The sequence below is a fragment of the Streptomyces sp. NPDC001941 genome (genome assembly GCF_040296945.1).
Taxonomy (GTDB): domain Bacteria; phylum Actinomycetota; class Actinomycetes; order Streptomycetales; family Streptomycetaceae; genus Streptomyces.
This window is the reverse complement of record NZ_JBEOYE010000064.1, coordinates 1-13,392: the sequence shown is the minus strand read 5'-3', so window position 1 is coordinate 13,392 and position 13,392 is coordinate 1. Positions and strand designations below refer to the sequence as shown.

11 protein-coding genes and 1 pseudogene are annotated in these 13,392 nt (G+C 72.7%); 9 read left to right on the top strand and 3 right to left on the bottom strand.

Going from position 1 to position 13,392, the window contains the following annotated elements; translation table 11 throughout:
• Positions 1-141: 141 nt before the first annotated feature.
• Positions 142-756 (top strand): TetR/AcrR family transcriptional regulator, encoded by a 615-nt coding sequence (locus ABT160_RS32635; RefSeq protein WP_351651549.1) that lies wholly within the window; start codon positions 142-144, stop codon positions 754-756.
• Here ABT160_RS32635 and ABT160_RS47160 read toward each other — a convergent pair whose 3' ends face one another.
• Entirely contained in the window at positions 757-1,128 is a 372-nt protein-coding gene (locus tag ABT160_RS47160; protein ID WP_502984340.1) for a DUF5005 domain-containing protein, read from the bottom strand.
• Positions 1,129-1,163: 35 nt separating this feature from the next.
• Positions 1,164-1,787, bottom strand: a pseudogene (locus ABT160_RS47155) (DUF5005 domain-containing protein); the annotation flags it as partial.
• A 1,165-nt stretch (positions 1,788-2,952) separates the two neighbouring features.
• On the opposite strand from ABT160_RS47155, the gene ABT160_RS32620 reads away from it, so the two are divergent.
• Complete coding sequence (locus tag ABT160_RS32620) at positions 2,953-4,143, top strand: acyl-CoA dehydrogenase family protein (RefSeq protein ID WP_351651546.1); 1,191 nt, start codon at positions 2,953-2,955, stop codon at positions 4,141-4,143.
• Between the two features lie 70 nt (positions 4,144-4,213).
• Here ABT160_RS32620 and ABT160_RS32615 read toward each other — a convergent pair whose 3' ends face one another.
• On the bottom strand, positions 4,214-4,834 hold the full coding sequence (locus ABT160_RS32615; RefSeq protein ID WP_351651545.1) for a GNAT family N-acetyltransferase: 621 nt from the start codon (positions 4,832-4,834) through the stop codon (positions 4,214-4,216).
• Positions 4,835-4,913: 79 nt separating this feature from the next.
• Between ABT160_RS32615 and ABT160_RS32610 the strand changes: the two genes are divergently transcribed.
• From ABT160_RS32610 to ABT160_RS32580, 7 genes are all read left to right on the top strand, one after another.
• On the top strand, positions 4,914-5,513 hold the full coding sequence (locus tag ABT160_RS32610) for a CGNR zinc finger domain-containing protein (protein WP_351651544.1): 600 nt from the start codon (positions 4,914-4,916) through the stop codon (positions 5,511-5,513).
• Positions 5,514-5,618: 105 nt separating this feature from the next.
• A complete protein-coding gene (locus tag ABT160_RS32605) occupies positions 5,619-6,191 on the top strand; it encodes a TetR/AcrR family transcriptional regulator (RefSeq protein ID WP_351651543.1) in 573 nt (190 codons plus the stop codon).
• Positions 6,192-6,219: 28 nt separating this feature from the next.
• Positions 6,220-7,530, top strand: a complete 1,311-nt coding sequence (locus tag ABT160_RS32600) for an FAD-dependent oxidoreductase (RefSeq protein ID WP_351651542.1) — start codon at positions 6,220-6,222, stop codon at positions 7,528-7,530.
• A 221-nt stretch (positions 7,531-7,751) separates the two neighbouring features.
• Positions 7,752-8,447, top strand: coding sequence for a hypothetical protein (locus ABT160_RS32595; protein WP_351651541.1), 696 nt, complete (start codon positions 7,752-7,754; stop codon positions 8,445-8,447).
• A 287-nt stretch (positions 8,448-8,734) separates the two neighbouring features.
• On the top strand, positions 8,735-9,841 hold the full coding sequence (locus tag ABT160_RS32590) for a methyltransferase (RefSeq protein WP_351651540.1): 1,107 nt from the start codon (positions 8,735-8,737) through the stop codon (positions 9,839-9,841).
• Complete coding sequence (locus tag ABT160_RS32585) at positions 9,838-11,568, top strand: ABC transporter transmembrane domain-containing protein (protein ID WP_351651539.1); 1,731 nt, start codon at positions 9,838-9,840, stop codon at positions 11,566-11,568. The genes ABT160_RS32590 and ABT160_RS32585 overlap by 4 nt, the downstream gene beginning before the upstream one ends.
• Complete coding sequence (locus ABT160_RS32580) at positions 11,565-13,391, top strand: ABC transporter ATP-binding protein (protein ID WP_351651538.1); 1,827 nt, start codon at positions 11,565-11,567, stop codon at positions 13,389-13,391. Before ABT160_RS32585 ends, ABT160_RS32580 begins: the two co-directional genes overlap by 4 nt.
• Position 13,392: the final 1 nt, after the last annotated feature.

The following is a 13,392-nucleotide window of genomic DNA, read 5'->3' as shown; positions in this document are numbered from 1 at the left end:
CGACTGCTTCCTGACCGGGTGCTTCCTGACCGGCTGCGCGATTCCGAGATGACGTTGTCATCTCATGAGCGTGCGCGACTGGGATGACATTGTCAACTCACTCGGGTGACGCTGTCATCGCCCGGCGTTAGGATCACGGGCATGACCAGCCGCGCCGAATCCGCCGCCGCCACCCGCCGCGCCCTGCTCGACGCCGCGGCCGACCTGCTGGACCTGGGCGGCCTCGAAGCGGTGACCCTGCGCGCGGTCGGCGCGCGGGCCGGGGTGACCCGGGGGGCGCCCTACCGGCACTTCCCCGATAAGGAGAGCCTGCTGATCGCGATAGGCACACGGGCCTGGGACCGGCTCGGGGACCGGATCCAGGAGCTGCGCGCGGATCCCGGGTCCTCGGCCGCCGAGAAGCTGCGCGCCGGGATCGTGGCGCTCGTCGACATCGGCCGCTCCCAGCCCCACCTCTACACGCTGATGTTCAGCAACCCGCCCGGCGACCCCATGGCACTGGCCCGCGCGGCCGGACGCAGCCAGGCCGACTTCCTCGCGATCGTCGCCGACCTGGTCGGCGAGCACGACGCCCGGCGCTACGGCGCCCTGCTCATCAGCAGCGCGAACGGCATCGCGGGCATGGAGGTGAGCGGCCAGCTCCCCCACGAGAAGTGGGGCGGGGTCCGTGCCGAGGAACTCGTCGACGCGCTCGTGGAGATGATCGCCGACCGGGGCGGCCCGACCGGCCGGTCGGAACGTGCGCAAGCGGAATGATCAGTGCGGTACGGGTAGGGGGGCGCGCGGGACGAACGCCTGCGGGGACGCCCCGGCGCGGAGCGCGGGTGGCAGGGCCACCTCCACGAAGCGCGGGCGGTACAGGCTCGCGTCGGTGCGGTTGTCGGCGGGGTCGAGCGAGTTCACGTTGTAGCTGACGAGGAGTTCGCCCGGGCGGGCGAGGTGCTGGTGGAGCCGGGCGTCGTAGGTGATCACCGGCCCGCCCGGGGTCGGCTCGGGAGCGGTGAGGAGCGTGACCGGGTCGGTGAAGGGGCCGGTCGGTGCGGTGGCCGTGTAGGCGACGACGTCGGGGCTGAAGGGGGTGCGGCCGTCGCTGGTGACCAGGAGGTAGCGGCCGCCCGTCCGCTCCACCGAGTAGGCGGTGTTGACGCCCCGAGCAGCCGGGCCGAGTCGGCCTCCCGGGTGGACCACCCCGTGCCGTTCCAGAACTCCCAGGCCCCGCCCAGCCTGTCCGCCGCCGCCCGCGCCAGGTGGGCGTAGCGCCCCTGACCGGCGAACTCGGTCCCGTACACGTAGTCGTACACGCCGTCCCGCAGGATCGACTGGCCCCAGGCGGTCGTGCTCCCGAGCGGCAGGTCCCTGAGGGAGGTGAGGGCGAGCGAGGGCAGGGCGAAGGTGGCGAGCGCGTTCCCGGCGAGCGCGATGTCCAGGCTGCCCGTGCCGGTGTGGCGGTAGCGGTTGTAGAGCACGCGCAGCGACCGACCCTCGACGGCGCCGCCGGCGACCCAGTACCCGGCGTTGCCGCGCTCCCCGTCGCGCTCGCCGCCGACGAGGGACAGGGGCGCGGCGGGGGTGCCGCCGGTGAGGGTCCGGGTGAGGGCGTCGCCGGACTGCACGACGAGGGAGTTGTGGACGAACTTGTTGTCGTCGGGCCGGGAGCCGTCGGGGTTGACGGGCCCGAGGAAGGTGTCGGAGAACAGCCAGGCCACGCGCCCGTCGGGGAGGGGCACGGAGACGGTGCTGTCACCGCCGTTCCACCGCCCGGAGGTGTCGCCGTAGGTGGCGAACATGGTGTTGAGGGCCTGGGCGGATGCGGGAGTGGGGGCGGGGGCTGTACGGGTGGGGGCGGCAGGGGTGCCCGCCTGGGCCGTACCGGGCGCGACGAGGAACGCGGCACAGGCCAGGAGGACGGCGAGCAGGGCGGACAGCGGGCGTCTGTTGGGGTTGGCGGTGCTCATGGAGGGTTGACTACCCGGCGGGGGCCACGAGCCCGCGGTGCGCGCCCGGTCCGGTGCCGCGAGGCGTCAGGACTGCGCGTACACGGCCGTCAGGACTGCGCGTACGCGGCGACGAACAGGGACGGACACACGACGAAAGTGGCCCCGGCTGGACGGGGGAGACCAGCCGGGGCCGTACAAGGTGGGCTGCGAAGGGCGGTCGCCTCTCGGCGAAAGGCTCCATGGGGCTTCAGCCGAACGATCTTCCCCATGGGCTATAGGTGAGGCCCGGGGACACTGTCCCCTTCGCATCCACACCCCTTCCAACGGGGCACGCCCCCGGATTGTTCCGGCCCCCGTCCACGGCCTCCGGTGACCTGAGCCACACCCCGCTCGTACCGGGCCGACGCGAGCAGCGTGCTTTCTCTCGGGGCTCTCTTCGCGCCCTCTTCGGGCGCCGTGAAACGTCGCGTTCCGACGCGCACCCGCCGACGCTCCTCCCGTCCGGTACGACGGCGCATCAGGATTCCCAGAAGGCCCCGGACTTCGCGCTCCGAGAATTGTCCACAGGCGCCGCTCATCGATACCGCTTTGGTGCCCTGGGTCGGCCATTCGCCCGCCTTCCGGAGACGGCCGTGAGTCGCCCCCTCCCGCACTCACGACCTTCACGTTCTCCCAGCTCATGGCGCTGCCCACGGCCTCGGCAGCAACACGGAATACACCGCCGCCCTCCCCCGCACCAACCGGTCCAGGATTCGACCGCCACCCTGGGCATCCGTACCCGCCCGGCCCCTTTCGCCCCCGCACCCCATTTCCCTCGTGCATTTCCCGAGGAGGGATTCCCGAGGGGAATTCCCCTTTGCCGCCTGCCCGCCGCCGTACTCGCCCGCCCCGAACCGCCCCCGGTCACACCGTAGATGGGCCGTCCTCGCCCCCGTACGTTATTCCGGAAAGGGACCCGCTCCCCACCGGGACCCTCCCGCCCCCTCCCCTCGCCTGCCGGACGAAGGAGCGCCGCATGACCGCCGAAACCGCCTCCCCCGCCGCCGTCCCCGACACAGCGGAGGCGATCCTCGCCCATGCGCGCACCCTCGCCCCCGTGCTGCGGGACGCCGCCGTGCGCATCGAGGAGAGCCGCACGCTGCCCCCGGACATCGTCGAACTGCTGCGGTCCGGAGGGGTGTTCAGGGCCGCGGCGCCCAAGGCCTGGGGAGGGCCCGAGCTCGACTCCATGCAGCAGTGCGAGCTGGTCGAGATCCTCGCCACCGGTGACGCCTCCGCCGCCTGGTGCGCGATGATCGGCATGGACTCCGGGATCTACTCGGGCTACCTGGACGACTCCGTGGCCCGCGAGATGTTCCCCGACCTGGACGTCGTGACCGCCGGGTGGATCTATCCGCAGGGCCGGGCCGTACGCGTCGAGGGCGGGTACCGCGTCACCGGCCGCTGGAAGTTCGGGTCGGGCTCCGGCCACTGCGACTGGCTCAGCGCCGGATGCATGGTCACCGACGAGGACGGCGAGCGCGAGACGGACCCGGTGACCGGCGCCGCCACCCACTGGCGCGTCATGATGGCCCGGCCCGCCGCCTACACCTTCCACGACACCTGGCACACCACGGGCCTGGCCGGATCCGGCAGCCAGGACTACTCCTGCGAGGACCTGTACGTCCCCGACGAGCACTCCTTCTCCTTCACCGACCCCAAGCGCGGCGGTCCCCTCTACTCCTCCCCCGACTCGATCATGCGCAACATGCCCGGCGTCCCCCTGGGCATGGCCCGCGCCGCGCTCGACCACGTCCGCGCGCTCGCCCCCACCCGCACGGACCGGCAGACCGGCACCCGGTGGGTCGACGACCCGGCCGTCCAGAGCGTCATCGCCCGCCTGGAGGGCGAGTTGCTGGCCGCGCGGTCCGGCGTCTACGCGAGCCTCGGCGCCCAGTGGGCCGCGCTCACGGGCGGTACGGAACCCACGCCCGACGCCCGCGTCGCCACCGCCATCGCGCGCCGGCACGCGTTCCGGACCTGCCGCGACATCGTGCAGACGCTGTACGACCTGGTGGGCGGCTCGTCCGTGTACAAGCCGTCTCCGCTGGACCGCTGGCTGCGCGACGCCTGGACGATGAACCAGCACGCGGTGGCCCAGGACTCGGTCCTCCAGGTGACGGGCACGGTCCTGCTCGGCGGTGAGTCGACGAACCCGTTCATCTGAGGGCCCGATGAGGCCCGGTGAGGCCCGGTGAGGCCCGGTGAGGGCCGGTGAGGGCCGGTGAGGGCCCGGCTCAGCGCCCGGGGACCGTGGCGGTGAGCGGCTCGCGGTACACGCGGGTCGTGACCCCGCCGTGCTGGATCGTCCACGCGTCGGCGACGAGGCCGAGGCGTTCGGCGACCCGGGCGGACGGCAGGTTGGTGTCGCGCACCAGCGCGACGAGGTCCTCGCCGGGGAAGCGGTCGCGCGCCAGGTCCCGCGCGGCGCGCGCGGCTTCCGTGGCGTAGCCGGAGCCCCAGGCGTCGGGGTGGAAGCGGTAGTAGAGGTTGAGGACCGGGCGCCCGTCCGCCTCGCGGCGCATCAGTCCGCTGAAGCCGACTACCCGGCCGGCCGGGCCCCCGTCCGCTTCCCGGGGCACCACGGCCCAGTAGCCGAATCCGTACCGGTCCCAGTGGGCGATCCAGTCGCCCAGCATCCGGGCGCTCTGGGCGACGTCGGTCACGGGGCCGGCCGGGTTGTGGCGGTTGGTGCGGGGGTCGGCGTGGATGGCGTGCACGGCGTCCAGGTCATCCTCGGTCAGCCGTCGCAGGCGCAGCCGCGGGGTGACGGGCTCCGCCCCCTCGACCATCAGCGACTCGGCCGCCTCGGCCACTTCTCCCGCTTCCCCTTCTTCCCCCTTGGTCACAGTGATCACAGCGATCCCTCCCACAGACGACTCGTGACTGTCGTCAATCGATTCAACAGGTACTCTGTGGACACTAGACAGAGAGGACGTGACTGGTCAAGTGAACTTCAACAGTCACAGCGCCGAGATGGTGGCCCTCGCGGCCGACCTCGTGAACACCGCGACCCCCGGCATGCGGCAGACCCGCCCCTACGCACCGCCCGAGGCGGCGGAGCTCGCGGCCTCGGTCAACTCCGCCCTCACGCGCTGGGACCGGCACGCGACGGCGTTGGACCAGGCCGCCGCACGACGCCTCGCCGACCGCGCACCCCGGCTCCGCGAGGTCTTCGCGCTCCTGGACGCCGAGGACCCCGACCGGGCCGCCGCCGCGCTCAACGCCCTGCTCGGCGAGCTGCGCCCGGCCCCCTTCCTCGACCGCGAGCCGGGCCGGCCGTGGCACCTGTACTTCCGGGGCCCCGGCGACGACCCCGCCGACGACTGGGCCGCCTCCTGCGCGATCGCCCTGGCCACGGCCCTCGGCAGCGACTACGCCCAACGGCTCGGCGTCTGCTCCGCGCCCTCCTGCGACCGCGTCTACGTCGACACCTCCCGCAACGGCACCCGCCGCTTCTGCTCCACCGCGTGCCAGAACCGCGTGAAGGCCGCCGCCCACCGCGCACGGCAGCGCGAGAGCCGGACGGGGGCCTGACCGAACTCCGGCAGCCGCCACCAGAACTCCACCAAGAGGATTGACGTCGCATCCACGCCTCTGCTATTAATCCACCAAGTGGTTGGTTGATTAACGGAGGCGGGCATGGCGACGACGCGACGAGGCAGGCCACCGGCCGGTCCGGAACGCCGGAACACCCTGGTGCTGGCGGCGTACCAGTGCCTGGCCGAGGACGGGTTCGAACGCTTGCGGCTGCGGGACGTGGCCACCCGCGTGGGCATCGACCACTCGTCGATCCACCACCACTTCCCCACCAAACAGGACCTGGTGGTGGCGGTCGTCGACCACGCCACCCAGCAGTTCCGGTCGACCACACCGCCGGAAGGCAGTCCCGTCGAGCGCCTGCGGCAGCACCTGGCCACGCTCGGCCGGAGGATCGTCGACGAGCCCGAACTCCACATCGTCCTGCGCGAACTGGATCTGCGGGCCCGGCGCGACCCCGAGTTGCGGGAGATCATCACCAGCCATGAAGAGGGCTGGCGGAACTCGCTGCGCGCTCTGCTGACCGATGCCGCGGCTGCCGGAGCGCTGGTCCCCGGTGTCGATCCGACGACGGGAGCGGAGCTCATCATCGCCACCGTCAAGGGAGCGAGCCTGGCTTCCGGCCACGCCGACGACGTACTCGAACTCCTCGAACAGCTGCTGATCCGCGCTTGATCCCCGCCGGCCCCAGGAGGAACACCTCATGTCCACACGTCAACTCCGGGTCGTCGTCATCGGCGGAGGCATCGGCGGCCTGTGCCTGGCGCAGGGGCTGAACGCCGCCGGGATCGACGTCGCGGTGTACGAGCGCGACGCCGCCCCCGATGCACGGACGCAGGGATACCGGCTCAACATCGAACCGGTCGGCAGCCGGGCGTTGCACGACTGCCTGCCTGCGCACCTCTGGAACGTCCTGGTGGCCACCGCCGGTGATCCCGGGCCCGGCATGGGGGTGTTCACCGAGGAACTGCGGCTGCTGATGCGGGAGGACGCCCCGCCCGCAGGGCTCGACCCGTCCGAACAGGCGCACGCGGTCAGCCGGATCACGCTGCGGCGGCTGCTGCTCGCCGGACTGGACGACATCGTCCACTTCGGCACGGAGATCACCGGCTACCGGCAGAACACCGACGGCACGGTCACGGCCCTCTTCGCCGACGGCACATCAGCCACCGGCGACGTGCTGGTCGGCGCGGACGGAGCCAACTCGCGCGTGCGGCGGCAACTGCTGCCGCACGCGCGGCGGACCCCCGCACCCGGCGTCGGGATCGGCGGCAAGCTCCCGCTGGGCGACGGGTCGGCCTGGCTGCCCGAAGAACTGATCAGCACCAAGAACATGTTCCTGCCGAAGCGGGACTTCCTGTTCACAGCGGTCTTCCGCCGCCGGGAGACGGAGCGGACCGCCACCGAACACATCACCGACCGGATACGGGCCGCAGGCCTGGACCCGGATCTGCTCGTCCAGGACGCCAAGGACGACGACTACGTCATGTGGGCCTACGTCGCCCACCGGCGCGCGCTGCCCGCCGACCTCCCCGACCCCTCGGCGAGCGGGCCCGGGCAACGGCTGCGCGAGCTGGTCACGTCCCGCTTGCTCAACTGGCATCCTGACCTGCGCAAGCTGATCGCCCAGACGCCCGCGGACACCATCGAGCGGTTCGACTTCGCTGCTGCCGAGCGCATGAAGCCCTGGCCGACCACCAACGTGACCGTACTGGGCGATGCCGCCCACTCCATGCCGCCGGTCGGCGGTCTCGGCGGCAACGCCGCACTGTACGACGCCAACGTGTTGCGCCGCGCACTGATCGCGGTCGACCGGGGGGAGGCGGAACTGATCCCCGCCCTCGCCGCGTACGAGCGCGCGATGTTGAAGAACGGCTTCGCCGCCGTGCGGGCCGCCACCATGTACCTGCGCCTGGCCACCCTGCCCAGCAGCGTGGTCCGGACCGTCGCACGGACCTTCTTCCGGCTGTGCGGGGCAGTCCCCCCACTGCGCCGCGCGGTCTTCTCCGACTGACCGGTCACCGGGCGTTCCCAGCCGGTGGTGCGGCCGGCGACGAAGAGCCCGTCGCCGGTGACGGCCACGATCCGGCCGTACCAGTCCGTGCCGTGACGACTCTCCCCGGTCACCCCAGGTCACGTTCGTGCCAAGGTTTCAACGGGCGCCCCTGAGCACGGTGTTCGCCCTCCTACGCTCCCTTGCGATCACTGTCGAGGAGTCGAGGAAGGGTTGGGCACTTGCGTACCAGGAGCACGCTCACAGCCGTACTGTCCGCATTCGCGGCCGCAGCGCTCGCGCTCACGGCCGGCACCGCTTCGGCCACCGCCGCGAGCGGTGCGCCCAGCGGCCAGGCCGGTCGAACCGGCGCGTCGTGCGGCAGCCTGCGGCTGACCGGGGACCTGCCCGCGCCGCCCGCCGGGATGGCCGTGCGGCAGGACGTCACGATCGGCGCGGGCTGCCGTCCCGTCTTCGGGAAGGTCACCCTCGTCCCGGCGCGCGAGAGCGCGAAGGCGGGCAGCCTCTCGGCGGCCGGTGCCACGCGGCAGCTCAAGAGCTGGAACGAGATGTACGACTGCTGCAACATCCGCATGACCGGCGTGTACACCACCTCGCAGTGGACCACGGACGGCGGGCGCGTCACGAACGCCGCCACCGACGTGACGCAGCAGTGGAACAGGGAGCCCTGGAACGCCGGTTGGAACCTGAAGTCGCAGAGCAGGAGCACCGACTGCGTCACGGACTGCCGCGTCTCCAGGACCGAGGCGCACGCGGACTTCACGTACAAGGGCATCTTCGACGTCACGGGCGACTGGTACGCCACGACCCACCACTCGTACGTCGACCTCAACGCCGACTCCACCGCGACCTGCCGCTTCGAGGTCGAACTGCGCCACACCTTCATCGGCTGGAACTGGCGCCGCGGCTGCCAGTGACGGGACCCGGTCCGGGGGGTGGGTGCCTCTCCCACTCCCCCGGACCGGCGCCCGGAACCAGCCGATGTGCACCCCTCCCCGACGGCCCTCGGGCCCCTCCCGGGGCTCGGCTCGCACGTGTCATCCGGGGCCCCGCCGCCGCCCACCTCCCCCGGCCGGATAGCGACGATCGTCCTTGCGGGCGTATCGGGCCTGTGTGAGCATGCGCCTGCGCCAACGTGATCTTGCAACCGGTCGCGGGGAGGGCGATCCCCGGCCCGCACCGATCCGTCGACGAGAGGTACGGGATGAATCCGTCAGCCGACTCCGACCGCCACGCCACGCACACCACCCCGCACGACCAGCGGGACCCACACGACCCCGTCGTCGAGCGCTTCCACTTCCTGGTCAACGCACCCGCACTCTTCAACGCCCTTGTCACAGCGCTCGATTGGGACCTCTTCGGCCAGCTCTCCAAGCGGGCGGGCTCCGGCGCCTCCTTCGAGGAACTGCGCGAGTCCACCGGCGTCCCCGCCCACTCGCTGCGGGTCCTGCTGCACGCCGTGTGCACCACCGGGCTGCTGGAGCGGCACACCGACGGCACGTACCACAACGCCCCGGCCGCCGAGCAACTGCTCGTCCCCGAGGGCCCGGACAGCTGGCGGCACATCCTCACCGGCTGGAAGGAGATCTACTACCCCGCCTTCCCGCGCATGACCGAGGCCCTCTCGGCGGGGACCAACACCGCGCTCGACGCGCACCCGGGCGAGGAACCGACCCTCTACCGCCGCCTGTCGCACGATCCGGAGCTGGAGGGCGTCTTCCACCGCAGCATGAGCGCCTTCACGCTGAAGAGCCTCGACTCGCTGGTGGAGTGCGAGGAGTTCACGACCGTACGGCACCTGCTCGACGTGGGCGGCGGTGACGGCACCACCAGCAAGCACCTGACCGATCGTCACCCCGCCCTGCGCACGACCATCTTCGACATACCCTCGGTGTCGCGCATCGCGGCCGACCACAGCGTCGACCCCCAGACGAACGGCGACCGCATCACCCTGCACCCCGGCGACCTGTTCACCGACCCCTTCCCGGTCGGCGCGGACGCGGTCCTCTTCAGTCACGTACTGGAGATCTTCTCCGGCGAGCAGATCACCGAGCTGCTCGCCAAGGCGCACGCCGTACTCCCGCCCGGCGGCCGGGTGTTCGTGTACGGGTACAACGTCTCCGACGACGAGACGCGCGGCTGGTACTCCGCCCGGCTCTCCCTCTACCTCAACGTGCTGGCCAGCGGGCAGGGCATGGCCTACCCCGCGCGCGACTACGAGGAGTGGGCGCGCCGGGCCGGCTTCAGCGACGTACGGACGCTCACCGACCACCCGTACGAACACGGTCTCACCATCGGCACCAAGGCGTGAGCCACGCCCTCGGCGGCCGTGCCAACTACCCCGTAGCCGAACCTGGTTCACCGGTCACCACCTCCCCCGTCCGCTTCCTGGTGTGGCTCGCCACCCGGCACCCGGGCAGCCTGGCCCTCGCCACGGTGTTCGGGGTGCTGTGCACGCTCGCGCAGGCGCTGGTGCCGGTGGCCATCGGCCTCGGCATCGACCGGGGGCTGCTGCCGCGCGACCGGGGCGCGCTGCTGGCGTGGGGCGGGGCGGTGCTGCTGCTCGGCGTGTTCCAGGCCGTCGTGGGCACGCTGCGGGACCGGGCGGCGACGACGAACCGGTTCGGGGCGGTGTACCGCGCCACCCAGCTGGTCGTGCGGCAGTCCACCGCGCTCGGCGCGGAGCTGCCCCGGCAGGCCTCCACCGGCTCGGTGGTGAGCGTCAGCGCCATGGACGCCGGGCACCTGGGCACGGCCGTCGAGGGCACCGCGCGCGGTGCGGGGGCGGTCGTCTCGATCGTCTTCGCGTCCGTGTTCATGCTGGTCACGTCGTGGCAGCTGGGGCTGGTCGTGATCGTGGGGGTGCCCCTGATCGCGCTGGCCGTGGCCCGGCTGATGCGCCTGCTCCACGGCCGGCAGGAGCGGTTGCGCGACCGGCAGGGAGCACTCACCGAGCTGTCGGTGGACATCATCGACGGGCTGCGGGTGCTGCGCGGCCTGGGCGGCGAGGAGGTGTACGGGCGCCGCTACCGCGCCGCCTCCCAGGGGGTGCGCGCCGAGGGCGTCCGGGTCGCGGTGACGGTGGCCGACATCGCCTTCCTGCGCGTGCTGCTCCCGGGCGCGCTCCTGGTCGTCATCGTGTGGCTGGGCGCGCACCAGGTGGCCACGGGCCGCCTGGAACCGGGCCTGCTCGTCGCGTTCTACGGGTACGCGGTCTTCCTCACCGAACAGCTCGGCCGGGTCACCACCACACTGGACCAACTGACCCGCGCGGTGGTGGCGTCGGGGCGACTCCTCGACTTCCTCTCCCTCACCACCGAACTGCCGTCCGGTGAGCGGCCGTTGGACAGCACACCACTGAGCCTGCACGACCCGGCCTCCGGCCTGACCGTGCCGCCCGGGCGGCTCGTCGGCGTCGTGTGCGCCACGGACGGCGACGCCCGGACCCTGGCCGACCGCCTGGGGCGGTACGCGGACCCGGCGGCCCGGAACGGCACGACGCCCTTGTCGGCGTACCGCACGGAGGACGTACGCGCCCGGGTCCTGGTGTCCGACAACGCGGCCACGCTCTTCTCCGGACGGCTCGGCGCCCAACTCGACGCCATGCGGGGCGATGTGGGCGAGGACTACGACCGCGCGGCCGTGCTGCGCGCCCTGGACGCCGCCTGCGCCGTGGACGTGGCCGACGCCCTGCCCGACGGCGTGGACCAGGAGGTCGGTGGCGGCCGGGAGTTCTCGGGCGGCCAGCAGCAGCGGCTCCGGCTGGCGCGGGCCCTGCTCGCCGACCCCGAAGTCCTCGTCCTCGTCGAGCCCACGAACGCGCTCGACGCCCCCACGGAGGACCGGATCGCCGCGCGTCTGGGGCCGTACCGGAAGGGCCGTACCACCGTGGTGTTCACCACCAGCCCGGTCCTGCTCGCCCGTGCCGAGCACGTCGTGTTCGTCCGGGACGGCAGGGCCGTGAGCTCGGGCGGCCACCCGGACCTGCTCACGGACCCCGGCTACCGGGCCGTCGTCACCCGGGAGGTGTCCGCGTGACGGCTCCGACCCCGGGCCCGCTCGCCGACCGGCTGCCGGTCGCATCACAGCGCGAGGTGCGGGCGTACGCGCGGCGCACCGCGCTGCGCCACCGCGCGCCGCTGGCCCGCTCGCTGCTGCTGCACGCGCTGGCCTGCGTCGCCGCGCTGGTCGCGCCCCAACTCCTGGGCCGGATCGTGCAGAACGCGGCGGACGGCGGGCTCGACGTCACCCCGGTCGCGCTCACGATCTGCGCGGCGGTGGTGTTCCAGGCGGTGCTGACGCGGTTCGCGCGGCTGGCGTCGCTGCGGCTCGGCGAGATCGTACTGGCCGATCTGCGCGAGGAGTTCGTCGACCGGGTGCTGGCGCTGCCGCTCCACGCGGTGGAGCGGGCCGGGACCGGGGAACTGGTCACGCGCACCACCCGGGACGTCGACGTGCTGGCGTTCACCGTGCAGCGGGCCGTGCCCGACACGCTCGTGGCGGGCACCACGATCGTGCTGACGCTCGGCGCCGTCTGCCTGACCGATCCGCTGCTCGTGCTGCCCTGCCTGGTCGCCGTACCGGTGCTCTGGCTCTCGACGCGCTGGTACCTGCGGCGGGCGCGGGCCGGATACCTGCGGGCCAACGCCTCGTACGCGACCCTCACCGACCACCTCGCCGAGACGGTCACGGGCGCCCGCACGGTGGAGGCCTTCGGGCTCGGCCGATCGCGCCGGGCGCGCACGGACCGGGACATCGCGTCCTCGTACGCGGCCGAGCTGCGCACCCTGAACCTGCGCAGCGTCTACCTGCCGATCGCCGACACCGGCTACATCCTGCCGGTGGCCGCGACGCTGGTGGTCGGCGGACTGATGTACGTCGACGGGCTGGTCGGCCTGGCGGCCGTCACGGCGGCCACCCTGTACGTCCAGCAGATCATCGCGCCCGTGGACACCCTGCTGTTCTGGATGGACGAACTCCAGGTGGGCGGCGCGTCGTTGGCCCGGGTCCTCGGCATCCACCAGGCCGCCGCCCAGCTGGAGCGGAACCACCAGTCCTCGCCCTCCGGGCCGGCGCCGGAGGGCGGGATCGAACTGAAGGGGGTCCGCTTCTCGTACCGGGACGGCCGGGAGAGCCTGCGCGGGGTCGACCTGCGGGCGGCCCCCGGCGAACGGCTCGCGGTGGTGGGCCCGTCGGGCGCGGGGAAGTCCACGCTCGGCCGGCTGCTCGCGGGCATCGACAGCCCCGCGGACGGCAGCGTGACCCTGGGCGGACTCCCGCTCACCGAGCTGCCCCCGGCCGAGCTGCGGCGGGAAGTGGTGCTGGTGACACAGGAGTACCACGTGTTCCGGGGGACCTTGGCGGACAACCTGCTCCTGGCACGCCCGGACGCGGACGCGACGGACCTGGAGCGGGCGCTGCGGGCGGTGCAGGCGTGGGAGTGGGCATCAGGGATGGGTCTAACACGCGATATGACCCTGAGTGGCCTGGAGTTGACCCCGTCCCAGGCCCAACAACTGGCGCTGGCACGGCTGGTGCTGCTCGACCCGCCGGTGGCGGTCCTGGACGAGGCGACGGCCCTGCTCGACCCGCACACGGCCCGGGCCCTGGAACGCTCCCTGTCCGGTCTCCTGACGGGCACGGTGATCTCGATCGCCCACCGCCTGCACACGGCGTACGACGCGGACCGGGTGGTGGTGATGGAGGAGGGCCTGGTCGTCGAGACCGGCCCGCACGAGGAACTGGTGGCCCGCGGCGGGACGTACGCGGAGTTGTGGGGGGCGTGGCCCTGCTGGCCCTGGCGTTCGGCTGGCTGCTCTTCGGCCTCGCCCGCTCGCCGCGCCCCACGCCGGTGGTACTGAC